This is a genomic window from Gemmatimonadales bacterium, assembly GCA_036265815.1.
Taxonomy (GTDB): domain Bacteria; phylum Gemmatimonadota; class Gemmatimonadetes; order Gemmatimonadales; family GWC2-71-9; genus CAVVWJ01.
In genome coordinates this window covers 1-21,179 of sequence record DATAOI010000056.1, presented here as the reverse complement: position 1 = coordinate 21,179, position 21,179 = coordinate 1, and the positions used below count along the sequence as shown (strand labels likewise).

Here is a 21,179-nt window from a genome sequence, read left to right as displayed (position 1 = left end):
ATAATCGTCCGGAGAAGGGACGGGCAGAGATCCCTGTCCTCGGGCCCGGCCGCCGGGTAGCTTCGTCCCGTGATCCGATCCGAGGGCAGTTACGAGATTCACGAGGTCGCCGAGCTCACCGGCCTGGCGCCTGCCCGGCTCAGGGCGTGGGAGCGGCGGTATGAGGTGGTTCGGCCGCAGCGAATGCCTAACGGCTATCGGGCCTACACGGCGGGCCAGGTGGCATTGCTGCGCGCTTTCGCGAGGCTGATCGAGGCCGGGGAGCGGATCGGCGACCTCGCGGGCCGGCCGGCGAGCGAAGTGCTGGCCCAGGCCGATGCCCGGGTCCAGACTCGCGCCCCGGACGGCTCACCCCACGCGGCGCTGATCGAGGCTGTGCAGGGCCTCGATCGGGAGCAGCTCGAGACCATGGTGGCGCAACAGCTGTCGCTTCGCGGCCTCGGCGAGTTCGCCCGGGACGTGGTCCTGCCACTGGCCCGGGAGCTGGGTGAGCTCTGGGCCCAGAGCCGGATCCCGGTCGCAGCCGAGCACCTGGCCAGCGAGGTCGTGCTCCATGCACTCAAGGGTGGGCTCAGGATGGCACGCGGGAGTGGGCCCCTCCTGGTGTGCGGCTGCCTTCCCGGCGAGCGGCACGAGTGGGGGCTCCTGGCCACGCTCGCGATCCTGCAGGACGAGGGCTGGCGGGTCCAGTACCTGGGACCCGACCTCCCGGTTCCCGAGCTGGTGGGAGCCGCCTGGAAGCTCTCGCCCGCCGTGGCCGCGCTGAGCGGCAGCAACCCCGCCACAGTACAGGCCAGCCTTCCGGCGCTGTCGGCCCTGCCGGGCAAACTGCCGCCGAACACCGTGGCCGCGATCGGTGGGAGGGGAGTCGAGCCGCACGCCAAGCTGCTTCGCCGGCATGGATTCCGAATCGAGCGGGAGGCCTTCGCCAGGGGCGCGGTGACTGGAGCCCCTCGCCGGGGTTGACGGGGAGGGGATCGGGTGAAATCCTGGGAGCGGCTCCCGGACTCCCCGGGCCGCCGGAGCCCCAGCCAAGGAACCTATGACGGACAGCGCCGCGGACGAGGAGGAGCCTTCGGGCCGATGGCAAAGGACCCGCCGCTCAGGGGGTGCCGGACGGGTCGCAAAGATCCTGTTGCTCGTGCTCGTCGTCCCCATCCTGCTCGGCGTGGGCGTCGCCCTCGTGGCCGGACGACCGCTAGCGTTCGCCGTGGTCCAACGGATGACCATCCGGAAGTTCCCCGACGTCAGATGGATCGATCCTAGCGAGTTCGGCCGCTGGCGGGAGGACACCGGACGGCTCCAGCCATTCGTGCTCGATGCCCGCACCGCGCCGGAATATGCGGTGAGCCATCTCCGGGACGCGGTCTGGATCAATCCGGACCGCCCCAGCCTGCGCCCGCTCAAAGGACTGCCGAAGGACGCCCCCATCGTGGTGTATGGCTCGGTGGGATACCGCGGCGCCCGAGTCGCTCACTGGCTTGCGGCGCAAGGCTATAGAAACGTGCAGAATCTCTCGGGAGGGGTCTTCCAGTGGGCCGACCAGGGCCGGCCGGTGTTTGTGAACGGGCGGCCGGCGGCGGAGGTCCACCCCTACGGCGGCCGGTGGGGTCTCCTGCTGGAGTCGCGCTACCGGGCCAAGGCCCCGGACGTCGAGCGCCGCTTCGCCGCCCCCTGATCCCGCCGCTCAGCTTATCGACGCTCCGGGTCGTGGCTGCTCGTCGGCGTCGTCGGCCGAATCACCACTGCTGTTCCAGATATCGGCAGTCAGCTTCCAGGAGCCGTCCAGCTGCCGCTTCAGGCACATGACGTACTTTCCGGAGTCGGCCGGCTCCTCGACCGTGGCCGGAAGATGGTACCGCCCCACCAGATAGCCGAGATTGCCGTTGACCTCCACCTTGAGGGTGGTGACCTGGAGTCCCTGGTCGGTGCCCTGGTGCCAGAACGCCCCGATGGCGTCACGGCCTTCGATTGGCTCGTGCGAGGGAGGCAGCAGGACGGCGTCCTCGGCGTAGAGCTGGGTCAGCGCATCCGCGTCGCCCCGATTGGAGGCGGCAACGTAGCGGGATACCGCTGCCTCGATGCCCTTCCGGTCGCTCCCGGCCAGGATCGGTCGCGCCCCGACACAGCCGGTTGCGAGGAGCCCAAGTAGGGCAAAGCGGGCGAAGGCAAGGTGATCTGTCATTTTGGCGCCAATCTTGCTAGCTTTCCAAGGTTGTGCATTGGGCTGGCCTGCCGGGCAGGCCGTAACTTCACCATTTTCCTGGATTTTTGTGGCACGCAGATCACGTAAACGTCCCGCTGTCTCCGCCCCAAGCTTTCGCCGCTCACCCGGCCGCTCCATGCAGTCCCACCGCGATTGGCTCCTGTCCTTGCACGGCTCGGTATGCGCATACTGCGGCACCGAGACGCCTGCTGAGACGATCACGCTCGACCATGTCCGTCCCCGCCGGGGTCAGACGGCTTACGACCGTCCGGACAATCTGGTCCTCGCTTGCAGGGAGTGCAACGCGGCCAAGGCGGACACGCCTCTGGTCGCATTCCTGATGCAGAAGCGCGCGCGTGGGGTGTATCTCCTCCATTATGGAGAGCACCTTTCGGAGCCCCTGAAGGAGTTGGCCCGGCAAGCGTCCGAGCGGCCGATCCTCCCCAAGGAAACCTGAGCGGTCGAATAGCTCGCCGCGCTACGCCGCGACGCAGCTTGAGTGACGGAGAAAAGGGGCGGCCCGGTTGGGCCGCCCCTTTCGGCGTCGGGACCCCGGCGACTCAGTCCTGCCCCTCGCCCGCCGCCGACATGGTCGGCAGCGGCACCTTCTTCCGTCCGGACCCGAGTGCCTCACGGATGATGCGGGTCTGCTCCTCGGCATGCGCCGCGGGATATCCCTCCGCCGGACTGGCGCGCTCCGGCCGTCCCACGTAGCTGACCTCGACGGCCGGAGGCGCCAACTCGCGGAGCTTGGACGCCAGATAGCTCCAGGCGCCCATGTTGCGAGGCTCCTCCTGGACCCACACCAGCTCCTCCGCGGCCGGATAGCGCGCCAGCACGTCGCGGCTCTCCTGCCAGGGGAAGGAATAGAGCTGCTCCAAGCGCACGATGGCCGGGCGACCGGACTCCAGCTTCTCGGCTTCGGCGAGCAGGTCGTAGTAGATCTTTCCGGTGCACAGGACCACGCGGGAGACCTCGGACGCACGACTGTTGGCGCTGGGATCGTCCAGCACCGCTTGCCACCGGCCCTGCGACAGCTCCTCCAACCGTGACGACGCCTGCGGGAGCCGCAGCAGGCTCTTCGGTGTCATCACCACCAGCGGACGCTGCCGGGTGCGGCGTGCCTGCCGGCGGAGCAGGTGGAAGTACTGGGCCGGCGTGGTGGGATTGGCCACCCGGATATTCCCTTCGGCCGCGAGCTGAAGGAAGCGCTCCAGCCGGGCGCTCGAGTGCTCCGGGCCTTGACCCTCGTAGCCATGGGGAAGGAGCAGGGTGAGCCGAGTGGTGAGCCCCCACTTGGAGAGGCCCGCCGCGAGGAACTGGTCCACGATGACCTGGGCGCCGTTGATGAAGTCGCCGAACTGCGCTTCCCACAGCACCAGCGCCTCGGACGCGGCGGCGCTGTAGCCATATTCGAAGCCCAGCGTGGCGAGCTCCGACAGCGGGCTGTTGTGCAGCTCGAGCGGCGCGAGCGCGCCCGGGAGCCGCTCGATCGGGGCCAGCCGCTCGCCAGTATTGACGTCGTGCAGCACCAGGTGCCGCTGGCTGAAAGTGCCGCGCTCGGTGTCCTGGCCGGTGAGTCGTACCGGCACGCCCTCGGTGAGCAGGGAGGCGAGCGCCAACACTTCCGCGTGCGCCCAATCGATGCCGCCGTCGGGCCCCATCGCGGCGCGCCGCCGTTCCAGCTGCTTCCTGAGCTTGGGATGGACGGTGAACCCTTCCGGCCAGTTGAGCAGCTGGTCGTTGAGCGCGGTGATGAACTCGGGGCTGAGCGCGGTGTCGACCTCCTGTCCGGCACCGGCGAGCTTGTGGGGGTGCTCAGCTGTGCGGTGCTTGCTCATGTTCCCCTTGAAGCCCTGCTGAATATCCACCAGCCGCTGGTATGCCGCCGAAGCCTGGGCGTCGGCGTCGGCCTGGCCGACGACACCGGCCTCGACCAGCACCCGGGCGTACAGCTCCCGGACTGTCGGCAGACTCTTGATGCGCTCGTACATCCGCGGCTGGGTGTAGGCCGGCTCGTCGCCCTCGTTGTGGCCGTGCCGGCGGTAGCCGACCAGATCGATCAGGATGTCCTGATGGAAGCGGTCGCGGTACGCCATGGCCAGGCGCACAGCGGAGAGGCAGGCCTCCGGATCGTCCGCGTTCACATGAATGATCGGGATGTCGAACCCTTTGGCGAGATCCGAGGCGTATCGGGTGGAACGCGCGTCCTCCATGTCGGTGGTGAACCCGACTTGGTTATTCGTGATGAGGTGGAGCGTCCCGCCGGTCCGGTATCCCTTGAGCGCGCCCAGGTTGAGCGTCTCGGCCACCACCCCCTGGCCAGCGAAGGCGGCATCGCCGTGGATCGCCACGGGCAGCGCGGCCGAGGGGTCGTGGTGGGCCTCGCGTCCGCGCCGCTGCGTCTGCCGGGCGCGGGCCCGGCCGTCGACCACCGGGGACACGAACTCCAGATGGCTCGGGTTGGGGGCCAGGGTGACGGTGATCGCCTTTCCCTGATCCGTCACGTAGGCGCCTTCCGCCCCATGGTGGTATTTGACGTCGCCGGTGCCACCCTCGGGGGTGAGCTGGCCGCCTTCGACGTGGCGGCCGCCCTCGAACTCCGCCAGGATCGTCTCGTACGGCCGGCCGATGGTGTGGGCCAGCACGTTGAGCCGTCCTCGGTGCGCCATCCCGATCACCACGTCGCGCGCCCCCGACTCGGCCGCGCGCTCGATGGTGAGGTCGAGCATCGGCACCAGCATGTCGACCCCTTCGATCGAGAAGCGCTTCTGGCCCAGGTACGCCTTGTGGAGAAACTTCTCCAGGGCCTCGACCTCGGTGAGCCGGTGCAGCAGCCGGCGCCGTTGCTCGGGCGTCATCGGCTGCCGGTAGGCGCCGCTTTCGATCTTCTCCCTCAGCCAGACGCGCTCCTCGTGGGTCGAGATGTGCTCGATCTCGTACGCCATCGTCCCGCAGTAGGTGGACTGGAGATAGGGCAGCGATTCGGCCAGCGTCCGTCCCGGCACCGCGATCCGGAGTACCTTGGAGGGAATGGCGGCCATCACTTCGGGCGTGAGGCCCAGCGGCTCGGGATTCAGCGCCGGGTCGCCGATGGGCGGGGTGCCCAGCGGATCGAGATGGGCGGCCAGATGGCCGTGCATGCGGAAGGCTTTCACCAGCGCCATCGCCGCGGCCACATGGTACAGCATCTCGGGGGCGACCGGCCCCGCGGCCTCCTGGCTCGGCGTCTGCTGCGGCCTGGCGATCTGGTAGCTGGCCTCGGCCAGGCCGAGGCTCTCGGCGATGAGGTCGTAGAAGCCCTGATCGCCCTGCAGCAGATGGTCGACCGTGGCCAGGAAACTGCCCGACTCCGCACCCTGGATGACCCGGTGATCGTAGGTGCTGGTGATCGTCATGATCTTGCTGACACCGAACTCGTGGAGCCGCTCCTCCGGCACTCCGGAGAACTCGGCCGGATAGCCGATGGCGCCGACCGCGATGATGCTCCCCTGGCCAGGCATGAGCCGGGGCACCGATGCCACCGTGCCCAGCCCTCCGGGATTGGTGAGCGACATCGTGGCACCCGCAAAGTCGTCCGGCATGAGGCGGTTGGTGCGGGCCTTCTCCACCAGCCCCTCGTACGCCGCTTGGAAGGCGGCGAAATCCATGGTGTCCGCCCGCTTGATGACCGGAACCACCAGTCCGCGACTCCCGTCCTTCCGCTGCACGTCGACCGCGAGCCCCAGCGCGACTCCTTCGGGCGCCATTCGGAAGAACGCGCCGTCCCGGGCCGCGATGGTTTGGCCCATGACCGGGTGCTGCTTGGTGGCCTGCACCAGGGCATACGCGATGAGGTGGGTGAAGGAGATCTTGCCGGGGCGGCCGGCCGACTGCGATCCCTGGTTGAGCCGCCGGCGCCTCTCCTCCAGCACCCCGACCGGCACCACCCGAAACGTGGTGGCTGTCGGGATGGTGAGGCTTTCGTTCATGTTTGAGACGAGCTTGGCGGCGGGGCCCTTGATGAGAGAGGCGCCGTCGGGAAGCGAGCCGCTCGCGGGCACCGAGCCGCTCGGCCCGGCAGGCGAGGGGGCTGGCCGGGTGGCGCCGTTGCCCCTCGGGCGCTCTCCGACCACCCCGCTCTCGAACAGCCGCCGCCACTCGGGGCCGACGGCCGCCGGATCCCGGAGAAACTCCTCGTACATCGCCTGCGCGAAGCCCGCGTTGGCTGTCTCGAACACGTTCGGGTCCACGAGATCCACCGTCCTACGGATGCGCGTCCGCTGTGTGAGCCCCGACTGGCGGGACCGGTGATTGGGATAGGGAAAGATAATGGTCCGCCAAGGCGGTGGCAGCGTCCCTGCCCATTGTCCCACGTGTCATCTCTCACCTTGCGGGACGTCCTATTGGGCAGCAGAATCTCTATGACCGCGCGCGCTCACTGGATGGCGCGATGGCGAATTCATGCAGTGCCAGTCGGGAGGCTCGATTCATGAGAGGGTATTCGGGAAGTCGCGCGCTGGCGGTGGGATCGCTGGTCGTGCTGATGGCGTGGGGATGCGGAGGAGACGATAACTCGCCAAACACACCCACGGTCACCGTTGCCAAGGCACCCAGCAAGGATGGCGACCAGCAGACTGGGAACGTCGGCGAGCCTCTCCTGAGCGCGTTGCGGGTATCTGTCACCAGCGACGGCAATCCTCAATCCGGCTCCACCGTCACCTGGTCCACCAGTGACGGCGGCTCCTTCGAGCCGAGCTCCAACGTGACCGGAGCGGACGGTATCGGAGCCACCGTCTGGACGCTGGGCCCCACCGGCGGCGCCCAGCACGCCACGGCGGCGGTGCAGGGGGCCACCGGGTCTCCGGTGACCTTCACGGCGACGGCGATCGGCAGCAGTGGCCCGCCGCCAGCCGACCCCACGGAGATCGCGGTGACCGTGGGAAACAATTTCTTCAGCAGCGATCGAAACCACACGAGCAACCCGGCGGTGGACACGCTCGCTGTCAACGGCACCGTCACCTGGACCTGGAACGGTACCGCCGGATCGCACAGCGTGCGGTCGAAGGGGTCGCCGTCCTTCGTCAGCAGCCTGGTCGAGACGGGCGCGGGCCAGACCTATGTGCTGGTCTTCACCGAGACCGGGACCTACGACTACGACTGCGCGATCCATGGAAGCGCAATGACCGGGCGGATCGTGGTCCGTTAGGACCGCACTGCAACGCTCGCCTCAGCCGAAGGCCCGCGCGCGCTCCCCCAGGACGCGATGGCGGATTTCATGCAATCCCAGTCGGGAGGCTCGATGATGAGCAGGTATTCTGCAGGTAGTGTGCTGGCGATGGGATGGCTGATCGCGCTGGGAGCGTGGGGCTGCGGAGATGATGGGCCCAACCAGACCGTCGCGGTGATCAAGGCACCCAGGGAGAGCGGTGACGCGCAGACCGGGCCAGCGGGCGAGACGCTGATCAATCCGCTGCGTGTGCTGGTCACCACCGACGGCAACCCCAAGGCCGGCGCGGCCGTGACCTGGTTCACGGACGATGGTTTGCTGGAGCCGACCTCGGACACGACCGGGGCGGACGGCATCAGCGCCACATCATGGAGCCTCGGAGACGCCGAGGGCACCCAGACCGCCCGAGCCACGGTGAGCGGGACCGGCGACACGATCACGTTCACGGCGACCGCGACGGTGACGGATGGTGGGCCGCCACCGGCAGACCCGGTGTCGATCGCCGTCACGGTCGGAAACAACTCCTTCACCAGCGACCGAAACGAGAGCAGCAACCCGGCCGTGGATACCCTCGCGATCGGTGGGACCGTCACCTGGAGCTGGGGGCCGGGCGCGGGGTCGCACAGCGTGCGCTCGAACCAGACACCCGGAGCGCCGACGTTCGCCAGCAGTGTGGTAAAGACCGGGTCAGGCCAAAGCTATGCGGTGACCTTCACCGAGGCGGGGACCTATACCTACGACTGCTCGATCCACGGGGCGGCGATGACCGGCCGCGTGGTCGTGCGCTGAGCGGGGCTAGAACACCTGCCTGAGCCGGTCGCCCAGCTCCCCCAGCCGGGCAACCGGCTCGTTGCTGAATACCAACCGCACGAAGCGGTCGCCATTCACCTCGCCCCAGTCGCGCATCGGCGTCGCGGCCACGCGGCCCCGCTCCAGCAGCAGTCGGGAGGCGGCGAAGGAATCGTGGCCCATCGCCCCGACGTCGAGCAGCATCGACCAGCCTCCGGCCGCCTCCATGAGGGGAAAACGGCCAAGCGCACGCAGCACCGTGTCACGCCGCCGCTCCCATTCCGCCACCGCGGTGGCGAGATCGGCGGGCGGTTGGCTCAGCGCTGCGACCGCTGCCGACTGGGCGATGCCGGTGGGGGTCACCACGTTGTACAGGTGCACCCGGGCGATGTCGGCCAGGATCGTTTCGGGCCCCGCTACCCAGCCCACCCGCCAGCCGATCATCCGATACTCCTTCGACACTGAGCCGACCACGATCGTCCGCTCCGCCATGCCGGCGAGCGCCGCGGGGTGGATCGCGCTCCGCCCGTCGAACAGGATCCGCTCCATCGCGGCGTTGTAGAGGAGCCAGCAATCGCGCTCCCGGCACACCTGGGCGACCGCGTCCCACTCCGCGCGGTCGAGCACTGCGCCCGAGGGCATCGATGGGTTCATCAGGAACACGGCGCGGGTCCGGGGGGAAGCCGCTGCACGCAGCGCATCGAGGTCGAGGCGCCACTCGCTGCCGTCGTAGACCAGGGGGACCAGCCGGGGGATGGCGCCAACCAGGCGCACTCGGTTGATCATTCCGGCATAGGTGGGATCGCTGAGGATGACCTCGTCGCCTGGGTCGGTAATGGCGAGCAGCGCGTCCAGCATTCCCTCGGTACCGCCCGCCGTGATCACCACCTCGCTCCCCGGGTCATATGCACGGCCCGTCTGCCGCTGGAGGTGCTCGGCCACCGCGCTGCGAAGCTCGAGGCGTCCGGTAAAGGGGAGATAGCTGTTGGCGGCGTCGGTGCCTAGCGCGGCGCGAGTCGCCGCGATGGCCGCCATCGGCGGGGGGACGTCGGTGTCGAGGTTCTCCAGGCGGAGCACGCCGGGATCGGTGCCGGCCCGCGCGGCCACTTCATCGATGGCGAAGCCGGGAATGCCGGCCAGCCGGCGAACGCTCACGACCCGCTCACCGTGCGGCAAACTCCAGGTAGCGCGCCGCTTCCGCCGCGATTCGCTCCTCATCCCACGAGCGCTCCCTGCCCATCAGCTCGGCCACCCGCCGCGCCGCCTGCACCCCGTGCTCCGGGGCCTCGTAGTAGAGGTGGGTGCGCCGGACCATCACGTCCTCCACCGTCTGCGCCAGCTCCCGACGCGCGGCGTGGATCACTTCGGCCTCGATCGCCGGGTGGGGCGGAGCCAGCCGGCGGAGCAGCGGGCGCTCGCCGGCGCCAAGGTTGTAAATCCCGGCGGACTCGGTGCCGTAGTGCCGGAGCAGATGATCCACGCTCTCCGGGGTCACGCCGAGCTCGAGGCCACCCTCGCGGAACGAGCTCAGGTCGGCCGCCTCGCCACCGGGCAGCGCCTCCAGGTCGGTGCGCGACTCGGTCGGGCGAGTCCGCCCGTCGCGAAAGCGGAGCTCCCGCACCGCCCGGTCCACCACCTCTCGGGCCATGGCGCGATAGGTGGTGAGCTTTCCTCCGACGACGGTGAGCATCCCGCCGGACCCCTGGACGATCAGGTGCTCCCGGGAGCGCCTCGACGCGGCCTTCCGCTCGCGGTCAGCCAGCAGCGGCCGGAGTCCGGCCCACGACGCGCGCACGTCGTCGACGCTCAGCCGGGCGTTGGGGAAGCGGGCGTTGGCCGAGCGCAACAGATACACCACGTCGTCGGCGGAGATCGTCAAACGCTCGGGTGGCTCGCTGCTGTCGGTGTCGGTGGTGCCGATGTAGGACAGATCGCGCCAGGGCAGAATGAACAGGACCCGACCGTCGATGGGGCTGAGGAAGATGATCCCGTCGCGGTGATCCAGCCGGGCGCGCTCCACCACGATATGGATGCCCTTGGTGGCCTGCAGCAGGGGTGTGGCGCCCCCGTCCTCCAGGGTCCGTATGCGGTCTGCCCAGGGACCGGTCGCGTTCACCACCACGCTGGCGCGGATCGCGCCTCGTGCGCCGGTGAGCAGGTCTTCCAGCTGGGCGCCGACCACCCGGCCGGCGGTGCGGTCGAGCGTGCGGACCGCCGTGTAGTTCGACACCAGCGCGCCGTGGTGTATGGCCGAGCGGGCGGTGGCGAGCACCAGGCGGGCATCGTCGCACTGGGCGTCGTAGAACCGGGCGCCACCCAGGAGACCGCGCTCCCGCAGCATCGGCTCCGTCTCGAGCAGCGCCCGCTTGCCCAACATGCGGTGGCCCCGCACATTGCGGAACAGCGCCAAGGCATCGTAGAGCCACATCCCGGCGGCCAGGCGCCAGGGCGACAGTCGGTCGCCGCGGTGGAGGGGAAAGATGAAGGGGAGCGGCCAGACCAGATGGGGAGCGATGCGGAGGAGGATCCGGCGTTCCCGGTTGGCCTCGAGCACCAGTCGCAGATCGCCGGTCTCGAGATAACGCAGCCCGCCGTGAATCAGCCGGCTCGAGCGCGAGCTGGTGCCCGATCCGAGGTCACTCTGCTCGACCAGCACGGTGCGCAGTCCCCGCATGGCCGCGTCCCGGGCCACGCCGGCCCCGGTGATCCCTCCGCCAATCACCAGCACGTCGGCCGGTTGCGCGGTGAGCTGGTCCATCGTCGCCCGCTCTGAGGCACGCGCCCCGTGACCCTGCCGCCCGTCTCGCGGATCCCTCGCCCCAGCACCTGGTTTCTCTGGCACGCTCATCGGCTGCGTTCCGGCACGTCGGTGCTCGATCTCGCCTGTGGCGAGGGGCGACACAGCCTGGCCTCGGCCGCGCTGGGCGCGCGAGTCACGGGGGTGGATCGGGACGAGACCCGGATCGCCACGGCCCGCGAGCTGGCCGAGGCGCAGGGCCTCTCGATCGAGTGGCGCATCGTGGACCTCGAGGGACCATGGCCCGACTTCGGCCGTTTTGATGCGGTTCTGCTGTTCAATTATCTTGACCGGGCGCGGATGCCAGAGATCACGGAACTGGTAGCGCCCGGCGGTCTGTTGATGATGGAGACGTTTCTCACCGTCCAGCGCGAGCTCGGCTGGGGCCCGACCTCGGACGATCATCTCCTCCGCCCGGGAGAGCTGGCAGGGCTGGTGAGCCCGCTCACGGTGCTCTACGGGCGTGAGGTGCTGGAGCCGATCGACGCCGAGCGGTGGCGGGCACTGGCGAGCGTCGTAGCTCAGAAGTCGTCGTAAAGTATCGACCGTTCCTCATTCCGAGGCAACATGCCGGACTTTCGATCGGATCGGCGGGTCGCGATCGTCGCCGGTCTGCGTACCCCCTTCGCCAAGAGCGGGACGGTCTTCCGCGATGTGCCTGCGGTGGCCCTGGCGCGGCACGTCTCCCGGGAGCTGCTCTACCGAACCGATCTCGACGGCCGGGAGATCGATCAGGTCATCTTCAGCCAGGTCGTCGCCTCCGTGCTCACGCCCAACGTGGCCAGGGAAGTGAGCCTGCTGCCGCAACTGCTCCCCAGTGTTCCCGCCTATACCCTGAACCGCGCCTGCGCCTCCGCCGCCCAGGCGATCAGTAACGCCGGCGATCAGATCGTGCTGGGCCACGCCGACGTGGTGCTCGCGGGTGGTGTCGAGTCGCTGTCCGATATCCCCATCCTGCATTCCCGGCGGATGAGCCGCATCCTGGTCGAGGCCGGCAAGGCGCGATCACTCGGCGCCCGCGTCGCCGCTCTCGGACGGGTGCGTCCGCGCGATCTCATCCCCGTGGCCCCCGCCATCGCCGAGCCCTCGACCGGCGAGAGCATGGGACAGTCGGCGGAAAAGATGGCCAAAGAGAATGGCATCAGCCGGGAGGCACAGGACCGGCTGGCGCTGACCAGCCACCAGCGGGCGGCCGCGGCCACCCGGGACGGCCGGCTCACGGCCGAGATCGCACCCTGGTTCGGCGGCCGCGGCATGGATGAGATCGTGGCCACCGACAACGGCATCCGGGAGCACACCACCATGGAGGCTCTGGCCCAGCTCCCGCCGGTCTTCGACCGCCGCTATGGCTCGGTCACGGCAGGCAACTCCTCTCCGCTCACCGACGGTGCCTCCGCGGTGTTGCTCATGGCGGAGGAGAAGGCGCGCGCGCTGGGCCACCAGCCGCTGGCGTACCTCCGGAGCTATGCCGTGAGCGCGGTGGACCCTCGCTGGCAGCTGCTCATGGGACCGGTGTACGCCGTGCCGGAGGCGCTGAGGCGCGCCGGCCTCCCCTGGTCCGAGCTCGGACTGGTCGAGATCCACGAGGCGTTCGCGGCGCAGGTGCTCTCCAACGTTCAGGCCTGGGGCTCTACGGCGTGGGCCGAACGACTGGGCTTGCCCGAGCCCGTGGGCGAGGTGGATTGGGAGCGGACCAACGTGATGGGCGGCTCGATCGCCATCGGACATCCCTTCGCGGCCACCGGGGCGCGGCTGGTCACGAGCCTGGCCAACGAGATGCGCCGGCAGGACGTCCAGTTCGGGCTGATCTCGATCTGCGCGCAGGGCGGCATGGGTTACGCGATGGTCCTGGAGCGCGAGTAGTGTCCGCGTTCTCGATCAGCACCGAAGACGGAGTCGCGGTCATCACGTTCGATCTGCCGGGCGAGCCGGTCAACAAGCTGAACGGCGCGGTGCGGGTGGAGTTCGAGGCCCTGCTCATCGGCCTGCGCGACGATGCCGGGGTGCGCGCGGCGGTGCTGATCTCGGGCAAGCCCGACAGCTTCATTGCCGGGGCGGACATCGAAGAGTTCACCGCGCTCACCACCCAGACGGCGGCCGAGCGGCTGAGCTTCGAGGGGCAGGAAATGCTGAGCCGGGTCGAGACGCTGGCCAAGCCGGTGGTGGCCGCGATCCACGGTGCCTGCCTCGGTGCCGGACTCGAGCTGGCTCTCGCCTGCCACTACCGTATCGCCACCGACCACCCCAAGACCCAGCTCGGCTTGCCCGAGGTGCAGCTCGGCCTCATCCCCGGGGCGGGAGGCACCCAGCGTCTCCCCCGGCTCATCGGGCTCCGCGCCGGGCTCGACATCATCCTGGCCGGCAAGAGCGAGCGAGCCCAGAAGGCGCATCGCCTCGGGCTGGTCGACGAGCTGGTGCCGCCCAGCATACTCCGGGCGGCGGCCCTGGCGGCGGCGGACCGGCTGGCGCGGGAAGGTCTGCCCCGGCGCACCCCCCGGCGTGGCCTTCCCACCTTTCTCCTGGAAGGCACCGCGGCCGGCCGGCGTATGGTGTACCGGACCGCTGCCCGGCAGGTGCAGCAGAAGACTGGCGGCCACTATCCCGCGCCGCTCGCCGCGCTCGAGGTGATACGCGTGGGCCTGGAGCAAGGCATCACGGCCGGACTGGCGGAGGAGCACCGGAGCTTCGGTGAGCTGGCGGTAGGCGACGTGTCACGGAAGCTGGTGCAGATCTTCTTCGCCACTGCCGCCCTCAAGAAGGACGACGGGATCCCGGCCGGCACCGCCGTCCCCCGCCAGGTGCGCCGGTTAGGCATCGTGGGTGCCGGATTCATGGGCGCCGGCATCGCCGGCACGGCGGTGCTCAACGTCGAGGTCGATACCCGGCTCAAGGACGCCGAGCTCACCCGGGTCGGCCAGGGCATCAAGGCCGCGACGGCGCTGCTGGAGGAGCGGCTCAAACGCCGGCGACTCACCCGGCCCCAGTACGAGCGGCTGAGCGCGCTGATCTCGGGTGGGACCGACTTCAGCGGATTCGGCCGAGCCGATCTCGTCATCGAGGCGGTCTTCGAGGACCTGGAGCTCAAGCGAAAGGTGCTGGCCGAGGTCGAAGCGGTGGCGCGGTCCGATACCATCTTCGCGAGCAATACCTCGACCATCCCGATTCGCGACATCGGCGCCCACGCCGAGCGACCCGAGCGCGTGCTGGGGATGCACTTCTTCTCCCCGGTCCAGAAGATGCCGCTGCTGGAAGTGATCCCCACCGAGCGCACCGGTCCCGAGGCGATCGTCACCGCCGTGCGCTTCGGCCGGCGGATGGGCAAGACGGTCATCGTGGTGGCGGACCATCCCGGCTTCTGGGTGAATCGGATCCTTTCACCCTACCTGAACGAGGCCGGACTCCTGGTGCGGGAAGGTCTGCCCATCGAGCTCATCGACCGGCTGATGACCGAGTGGGGCTTTCCGGTGGGGCCGGTGGCGTTGCTCGATGAGGTGGGGCTCGACGTGGCGCAGAAGGCCGGCGGGGTCATGCATCAGGCATTGGGCGATCGGCTGCGTCCCGCGGAGACCATCGGCCGGATGATCGAGACCGGTCGTCTGGGCCGGAAGAACGGGCGCGGCTTCTATCGCTATCGCGAAGGGCACAAGGCCGGGCCCGATGATGCCGTCTACCGGCTGTTCGGCGTGCGACAGGTGGAAGGCGCCGATACGTCCCGGGTCGAGCGCCGCCTGATCTACGCCATGCTCAACGAGGCGGCCATGGCTTTCGGTGAGGGCGTGGTGCGGAGCGCTCGCGACGGCGATATCGGCGCGCTGTTCGGCATCGGCTTTCCGGCGTTTCGCGGCGGGCCGCTCCGTATGATCGATGATCTCGGCCCCGCCCAGGTGGTCGAGGTGCTCCACGACCTGCGGGATCAGCACGGCAGCCGGTTCGCTCCCTCCGAGAGCCTCATCGAGATGGCGCGGAACGGCGAGCGATACTTTCCGGCATGAGCACGGGCCCGAGGTTCATCGGCGCAACATCGGGTGCCTCTCTGAAACACGGGCGTCATTTCCAGACTGCTGGAGGGCCGCTCACACGCGCCTGATGTGACCGCCGTCACGCTCGACCGCTCCGCAACCCACTCCCTCAAATCATCCGATGGTGCCGCATTCCTGGCAGGTCGCACCAGGAATCCAGCAGGCTGCGCCGCAATCGTTGTGTCGATTCGGCGGCGATTCCTATGTTGCCCGTGTCGCGTCGCTTCTTCGGATGCGATGTGTCGTCCAGCGAATGAGTGAGTGCAGGTACGCGCATCCTGGTCTTCGAAGACGACGGCGCTCCCGCCCCCTTCGACTCGATCCCCCCGCCAGAGCATGCCTCCGTCACCGCGGTAACGGAGGATCCCCAGCGAGCGGTCGCGATGGGATACCCCACCGACACGGAACCGCGGGTCGCCGAGCGGGTCCGGGTGCTGACCCCCGCAGCCATGCGACAACTTCGCGCGCTGTTCGCGCGGATCACCCATCTGCTCGGCATCGGCTCGGCGGCAACTCCAGCGGCCGAACTGTGCTTTGGAGAGTTGACGGTCGATCCGCAGTCGCGCGCGGTCGTGCGCGCCGGCCGGCGGATCGATCTGTCTCGCAAGGAATTTGATCTTCTCAGCGCGCTCATTCGTCGTCGTGGGGCGGTCGCGAGCCGCCAAGACTTGGTCCACGAGGTGTGGGGTCCGGTCACCCGGGTGCATCACCGGGTGGTCGATACCCACATCGCCCGCCTCCGACGCAAGGTCGAAGATACCCCAGCCCATCCCCGCTACATCCTGACCGCCGTGGCGCTCGGTTACCGATTCGCCGCTGCTCCGGAGAAGGCGGGCGCAGGAGAACCCCCATGAGACTTCCTCGTGTGCTGGCGCGACGCGGGGCGTGCACCATGCTGGCCGCCCTGGCCGCGCTCACGCTCACCTCCCGTCCCAGCCCGGCGCAGCAGCCCGCGCAGCAGCCGCGGTCGACCACGCTGACCGGCAAGGTCGTGTCCCCGACCGGCGACCCACTGGGGGCCGCCAGCGTCCTGATCCAGCAGCTCAACCTCGGGACGGTGACGCGCTCGGACGGTACGTACTCCATCGTCATCCCGGGTGGGCGCGTTCCGGCTGGACCCGTGGCCGTGACCGCGCGGCTGCTCGGGTTCAAGCCGACCACCGCGCAGCTGAACCTCGCCGGCGGGGTGACGCGGCAGGACTTCACGCTGGCCGAGAACCCGCTTCGCCTTGGCGAGATCGTCGTCACCGGGGCGGGCACCGTCTCCGAGGCCGAGAAGCTTGGCACTGGACGGAGCTACGTGGACTCGACCGCGGTGACCCGGAGCAACGAGCCCAACATCGTCAACGCGCTCGCCGCCAAGGCGCCCAACGTGAACGTCACCTCCAGCGCCGGCGATCCGGGCGCCTCCTCCCAGATCCAGATTCGCGGCATCACTACCATCACGGCATCAGACGGCCAGCCGCTCCTGGTGGTGGACGGGGTTCCGATCGACAACTCGATCAACTACAACAACCCGGTCAGCAGCGCGCTCAACGCCAGCGCCGCGCCGTCCAACCGCGCGGTCGACCTCAACCCCGACGATATCGCGAACATCGAGATTCTGAAGGGCGCCGCGTCGGGTGCCATCTATGGATCGCGCGCGGGACAGGGCGTCATCCTGATCAGCACCAAGCACGGGGCGGCGGGCCCGACCCGCTACTCGCTCCGGAGCTCCATCTCGATGGACCAGCATACGCAGCTTCCGGAGTTTCAGACCAAGTACGGGCTGGGCGCGGGCGGGGTCACTCCCGCGTGCGTCCCCGGTGGGGCGATCAACTGCGGCGTGTCGTTCGCGGAAGCCGGCAGCTGGGGCCCGGCGCTCGCGCCGGGGACGCCGGTGTTCGATCACTCCGACGAGATGTTCCAGAACGGGTACACCACCGACAATACGCTGACCATCTCCGGCGGAAGCGAGCGGACCACCTTCTATCTCTCGGGCGGGTACAACTACGACCGGGGGATCGTGGTGGGACCGAACAACCACTTCCGCCGGATCGCCGTCCGCTTCAACGGGTCGCAGCGGATTTTCGATAACCTCCGGGTCGGCGCGAACGTCAGCTATACCTCCAGCAACGGCGGGTTCCTGGTGACCCGGAACAGCACCGAGGGTCTCCTCCTGGGGGCCTGGCGGACCCCGCCCGATTTCGACAACCAGATCTATCTCGACCCGGTGTTCCACCTGCACCGGTCGTTCCGCTTTCCCAACCCGGGCCCCGGCTCCGAGCAGCTCGGCCGGTTCTACGACAACCCGTTCTTCTCGGCGTTCGAGAACGTGGCCCAGTCGAACGTCGGACGCACGATCGGCAACATCAACGGCGAGTACAGCCCGCTGCAGTGGCTCAAGTTCAACTACACGCTGGGCCTCGACTACGCCAACGACGAGCGGACCCAGGGCTGGCCTTGGCAGACCTCCAATTCAACGGTGGTGGGTACCAACGGGGTTGGTGGCGTGAACGCGGGCTACATACGGACCACCCAGATCGACCACAATCTCACCGCCACCGCCACGTACAAAGTGAGCCGGTTTTTCTCCGGCACGGTGACGCTGGGGCAGAACCTCAACTCGCAGAGCTTCCAGAGCCGCCAGACGCTGGGCACCGGGCTGATTGCACCACAGCCATTCAACCTGAGCAACACGTCCAACCAGCTCCCGCCCTACGATTACCAGCAGACGGTCCGGCTGGAGTCGTACTTCGGGCAGGTGACGGCCGATCTCTGGAACCAGCTCTTCCTCACGGCCGCGCTGCGCAACGACGGCGCCTCGACCTTCGGGGAGTCCACCCGGCGCAGCTGGTTCCCCAAGGCGAGCGCGGCGTGGACTTTCTATCGCGGGCAGCAGAGCGGCGGCAACCGCTGGCTCACCTTTGGCAAGCTCCGCGCGGCCTACGGCCAGAGCGGCACCCAGCCGCAGCCCTATCTCCTCGCCACGGTCTTCAACTCGAGCACCCTGGCTGATGGCGGCTGGGGCCCGAGCTCGTCGACTCAGATCGGCGGCGTCGGCGGCTTGGTGACCCGGTACAACCTGCCGACCACCGTGCTCGGCCCGGAGCGGGTCAAGGAGTTCGAGGCCGGGGTGGACCTTGGCCTGCTGGAGGACAAGGCCGACTTCGGCGTCACCTGGTACAACCAGCGCTCGTCGGGCGTGATCCTGAACATTCCGGTGGCCGGCAGCACCGGCTACACCGAGGAGCCGGCCAACGCGGCATCGCTGCGGAACATCGGGGTCGAGCTGGCGTTGAACGTCCGGCCCATCACCACCCGGAACTTCTCCTGGGAAGTCGGCGCCCAGTGGGCCGACAACAAGAGCCTGGTGACGGACCTGGCGGGCGTGCAGTTCGCGCCCTTCCCGTTCAGCGGCGGGTCCAACGGCCTGGGCGTGCAGAGCGTGGCGATCGAGGGCCAGCGGATCGGGGTCCTCTACGGCACCGACTTCGTGCGCTGCGGGCGTGGCCTGATCATCAACGACGTCGCCATCGACAAATCGGCAGGGGCGTGCCTGGGTGCCAAGTCCGGCTCGCTCTACATCGACGAGACCGGGTATCCCCAGCTCGACGCCTCCAACAACTACATCGTGGGTGATCCCAACCCCGACTGGACCGGCTCGCTCCGGACCTCGATGCGGTTCCACAAGTTCTCGCTGAGCGGGCTGCTCGACATCCGCCACGGCGGGCAGAACTACAACGGCACCCGCGGAGCGATGGACCACTTAGGCACCTCGAAGGAATCGCAGGTCCTCAGGGACGGCGGCAACTTCGTGTTCGGCAAGGACTACCTGCAGGGTCAGTCGGTCGCCGGACCGGGCGCCGGGATGGCGGTGCCGCTCAACGAGGCCTGGTTCACCGGCGCCGGCGGCGTCTTCAATGGCCCGGTGTCCCTGTTCGTCGAGGACGGGGGCTTCGTGAAGCTGCGCGAGATCTCGCTGGGGTACACGCTGGAAGCGCCCTGGGTGAGGCGGCTGCTCGGCTTCAGCAGCATCGATCTCCGGGTGGCGGGGCGGAATCTCCACACCTGGACCAAGTACACCGGGATCGACCCCGAGACCTCGCTGCTCGGGTCTGCCACGTCGGTGCGCGGCATCGATTACTTCAACGACCCGCAGACCCGGTCGTTCGTCTTTTCTCTCACGCTGAACTGCTGAGGATCGCCCCATGAGACATGCATGGCAGCTCACGGTGGTTGCGGCCCTCGCGCTCGGCGGTGCGGCGTGCAGCGACTACCTGTCGGGCCCGGGGGTCAGCGATGACCCGAACAACGTGACCAAACTCACCCGCCCTGGGCCGCTTTACATTGGCATCCAGGCGGCCCAGGCGGTGCAGTTCCAGAGTCAGATCGCCCGCAACGCGGCGATGTACGTGCAGCAGATCTCCGGCTTTTCCCGGCAGCAGATCGGGTACGACCGCTACGCCATCGATCCGACGACGATCGATCCGAACTGGACCTCGGTGTACGGGTCGAACCGAACGCTGAACGGCGGCGGGGGGTTGCTCGATATCCGCAAGATGCAGCAGCTCGCGCGGTCGGTCGGCGACTCGCTCTACATCGGGATCGGCAAGGTATATGAGGCGCTGGTGATGGACATGGCGGCCACGGTGTGGGGCGACGTCCCCTACCGGGCAGCGGCGGACTCCAACAACAAGACCCCCGCGTTCGACCCCCAGCTCCAGGTCTTTGCCGACCTGCAGACCCAGTTGGACTCGGCCATCAACGTCTACTTGCCGGCGGCCGGGCCCACCAATCTCGGCCCGCCCCAGGACAACGCCGAGCTGGTTTACCAGGGTCTCGACGCCGGGGGGCTGCGCACCGTGTACACCCAGGTGGCCCACTCGCTCAAAGCGCGGATCTACATGCACACGGCTGAGGCGGATCCGACCTCGTACGCCAAGGCCCTGGCTGAGGTGCCCCTCGGGATCAACAGCACGACCAACGACTTCAACTGGTTCGCCGATGCCACCCCGGTGGGCAACAACATCTGGTGGCAGTTCCAGGCCACCCGCGGCGACATCGCCCCCGGCGCGGCGATCATCGAGCTCATGAAGCGGCAGATCAGCGCCGGGGTGTCCGACAGCGCCCGGCTGAATTTCTATTTCGTGCCGGCCACCGATACGCTGGGCGACGTACTGGGCTTCTTCGGCTATCGGCCGGGAGGTGCCAGCGGGCTGCAGACGGCGGCAGGGATAGACCCGGGCAACGGCGTGACGCCGCCCGATGGCGAGCCGGCCGTGTACTCGGACTTCAATTTCATCAACCCCAACATCGACCTCGGGGACTTCCGCCAGCCGGAGCTCACCTACGACGAGACCCAGCTGATCGGCGCCGAGGGGGCGTTCAACACCGGAGGGCAGGGTGCGGCCCAGCCGTTCCTCGACGCGGCCCGGGCCAATCGTGCCTACGGCGCGCGCGGGGCGACGCCCAACGTCTTCCCGGCGCTGTCGCCGGTTCCGGCGACCTTGGAGAACATCATGGAGGAGAAGTACGTCGCCGAGTTCCTCAACATCGAGGCCTGGAACGACTGGAAGCGGACCTGCATCCCGCCCCTGGCGCCGGCGCCCGGCAACAGTACCACGCCGGGCACCACGCCGATCGCGGGGCGGCTGCCGTACGGGATCAACGAGATCAACGCGAATCCGAACACGCCCAACGTGTCGCCCAACGGGCGCAACGCCAACGATCCCACGGCGTGTCCGGTTCTCAACTACACCAGCTCGTCGCCGTTGGGGACCTGAGCTGAAGGAGCTGGTGCCATGATCCGTCTGTCGCTGGTCGCTGGGCTTGCGCTGGTGTCGGCGTGCTACACCTACCGGCCGCTCCAGGGCCCGGCACCGGCGGCCGGCAGCCAGGTCGACGTCGAGCTCGATGACGAGGGCACTCGCGCGCTCGCGGGTGCGCTGGGGCCCGAGATCGAGCACGTGCACGGCAGGGTGCTCGGGGCCGACTCGTCCGGCGTCCGCCTGGCGGTGTCCGAAGTTGAGAACGCCTGACCAGGCCGATGCGCACGTGGGCCCGGAGCAGCCGGGCGAGCTCGAAGCCATCCATGTCCGGGAGGACCGTCTCCAGAAACACCAAGTCGACGCGTGCCCGCTGTCCGACCTCGATCGCTTCACGTGCGGTATCGCACTC

Annotated in this window: 16 protein-coding genes; 12 read left to right on the top strand and 4 right to left on the bottom strand. The window is 68.7% G+C overall.

Annotated features, from left to right (window positions below; all coding sequences use genetic code 11):
• Window positions 1-69: 69 nt before the first annotated feature.
• Both VHR41_12690 and VHR41_12685 read left to right on the top strand, forming a co-directional pair.
• Window positions 70-966 (top strand): MerR family transcriptional regulator, encoded by an 897-nt coding sequence (locus VHR41_12690; GenBank protein ID HEX3235050.1) that lies wholly within the window; start codon window positions 70-72, stop codon window positions 964-966.
• A 175-nt stretch (window positions 967-1,141) separates the two neighbouring features.
• The gene (locus tag VHR41_12685) at window positions 1,142-1,678 is read left to right on the top strand and encodes a rhodanese-like domain-containing protein (protein ID HEX3235049.1); all 537 of its coding nucleotides are present in this window, start codon (window positions 1,142-1,144) and stop codon (window positions 1,676-1,678) included.
• 9 nt (window positions 1,679-1,687) lie between these two features.
• On the opposite strand, the gene VHR41_12680 is transcribed toward VHR41_12685, so the two are convergent.
• Entirely contained in the window at window positions 1,688-2,185 is a 498-nt protein-coding gene (locus VHR41_12680; protein ID HEX3235048.1) for an SgcJ/EcaC family oxidoreductase, read from the bottom strand.
• Between the two features lie 157 nt (window positions 2,186-2,342).
• Between VHR41_12680 and VHR41_12675 the strand changes: the two genes are divergently transcribed.
• Window positions 2,343-2,663, top strand: coding sequence for an HNH endonuclease signature motif containing protein (locus VHR41_12675; GenBank protein ID HEX3235047.1), 321 nt, complete (start codon window positions 2,343-2,345; stop codon window positions 2,661-2,663).
• Window positions 2,664-2,766: 103 nt separating this feature from the next.
• Here VHR41_12675 and VHR41_12670 read toward each other — a convergent pair whose 3' ends face one another.
• The gene (locus VHR41_12670) at window positions 2,767-6,438 is read right to left on the bottom strand and encodes a multifunctional oxoglutarate decarboxylase/oxoglutarate dehydrogenase thiamine pyrophosphate-binding subunit/dihydrolipoyllysine-residue succinyltransferase subunit (GenBank protein HEX3235046.1); all 3,672 of its coding nucleotides are present in this window, start codon (window positions 6,436-6,438) and stop codon (window positions 2,767-2,769) included.
• Between the two features lie 239 nt (window positions 6,439-6,677).
• On the opposite strand from VHR41_12670, the gene VHR41_12665 reads away from it, so the two are divergent.
• Together VHR41_12665 and VHR41_12660 are read left to right on the top strand one after the other, a co-directional pair.
• Window positions 6,678-7,394 carry a plastocyanin/azurin family copper-binding protein gene (locus tag VHR41_12665; GenBank protein HEX3235045.1) on the top strand — a complete coding sequence of 239 codons (717 nt, stop codon included), beginning with the start codon at window positions 6,678-6,680 and terminating at the stop codon, window positions 7,392-7,394.
• A 93-nt stretch (window positions 7,395-7,487) separates the two neighbouring features.
• Complete coding sequence (locus tag VHR41_12660; protein ID HEX3235044.1) at window positions 7,488-8,204, top strand: plastocyanin/azurin family copper-binding protein; 717 nt, start codon at window positions 7,488-7,490, stop codon at window positions 8,202-8,204.
• 6 nt (window positions 8,205-8,210) lie between these two features.
• Here VHR41_12660 and VHR41_12655 read toward each other — a convergent pair whose 3' ends face one another.
• Both VHR41_12655 and VHR41_12650 read right to left on the bottom strand, forming a co-directional pair.
• Window positions 8,211-9,359, bottom strand: a complete 1,149-nt coding sequence (locus VHR41_12655) for a pyridoxal phosphate-dependent aminotransferase (GenBank protein HEX3235043.1) — start codon at window positions 9,357-9,359, stop codon at window positions 8,211-8,213.
• A gap of 7 nt (window positions 9,360-9,366) precedes the next feature.
• Window positions 9,367-10,962 carry a glycerol-3-phosphate dehydrogenase/oxidase gene (locus VHR41_12650; protein ID HEX3235042.1) on the bottom strand — a complete coding sequence of 532 codons (1,596 nt, stop codon included), beginning with the start codon at window positions 10,960-10,962 and terminating at the stop codon, window positions 9,367-9,369.
• 27 nt (window positions 10,963-10,989) lie between these two features.
• On the opposite strand from VHR41_12650, the gene VHR41_12645 reads away from it, so the two are divergent.
• The 7 genes from VHR41_12645 to VHR41_12615 all read left to right on the top strand — a co-directional run bounded on the left by VHR41_12645 (window position 10,990) and on the right by VHR41_12615 (window position 21,040).
• Window positions 10,990-11,538, top strand: coding sequence for a class I SAM-dependent methyltransferase (locus VHR41_12645; GenBank protein ID HEX3235041.1), 549 nt, complete (start codon window positions 10,990-10,992; stop codon window positions 11,536-11,538).
• 30 nt (window positions 11,539-11,568) lie between these two features.
• Window positions 11,569-12,864: an acetyl-CoA C-acyltransferase gene (locus VHR41_12640; protein ID HEX3235040.1), complete on the top strand. Its 1,296-nt coding sequence runs from the start codon at window positions 11,569-11,571 to the stop codon at window positions 12,862-12,864.
• Complete coding sequence (gene fadJ, locus VHR41_12635) at window positions 12,864-14,993, top strand: fatty acid oxidation complex subunit alpha FadJ (protein ID HEX3235039.1); 2,130 nt, start codon at window positions 12,864-12,866, stop codon at window positions 14,991-14,993. Before VHR41_12640 ends, fadJ begins: the two co-directional genes overlap by 1 nt.
• A gap of 284 nt (window positions 14,994-15,277) precedes the next feature.
• Window positions 15,278-15,874, top strand: coding sequence for a response regulator transcription factor (locus VHR41_12630; protein ID HEX3235038.1), 597 nt, complete (start codon window positions 15,278-15,280; stop codon window positions 15,872-15,874).
• Entirely contained in the window at window positions 15,871-19,200 is a 3,330-nt protein-coding gene (locus VHR41_12625; protein ID HEX3235037.1) for a SusC/RagA family TonB-linked outer membrane protein, read from the top strand. Before VHR41_12630 ends, VHR41_12625 begins: the two co-directional genes overlap by 4 nt.
• A gap of 10 nt (window positions 19,201-19,210) precedes the next feature.
• Window positions 19,211-20,785, top strand: a complete 1,575-nt coding sequence (locus tag VHR41_12620; protein HEX3235036.1) for a SusD/RagB family nutrient-binding outer membrane lipoprotein — start codon at window positions 19,211-19,213, stop codon at window positions 20,783-20,785.
• An 18-nt stretch (window positions 20,786-20,803) separates the two neighbouring features.
• Window positions 20,804-21,040, top strand: coding sequence for a hypothetical protein (locus VHR41_12615; GenBank protein HEX3235035.1), 237 nt, complete (start codon window positions 20,804-20,806; stop codon window positions 21,038-21,040).
• Window positions 21,041-21,179 lie beyond the last annotated feature (139 nt).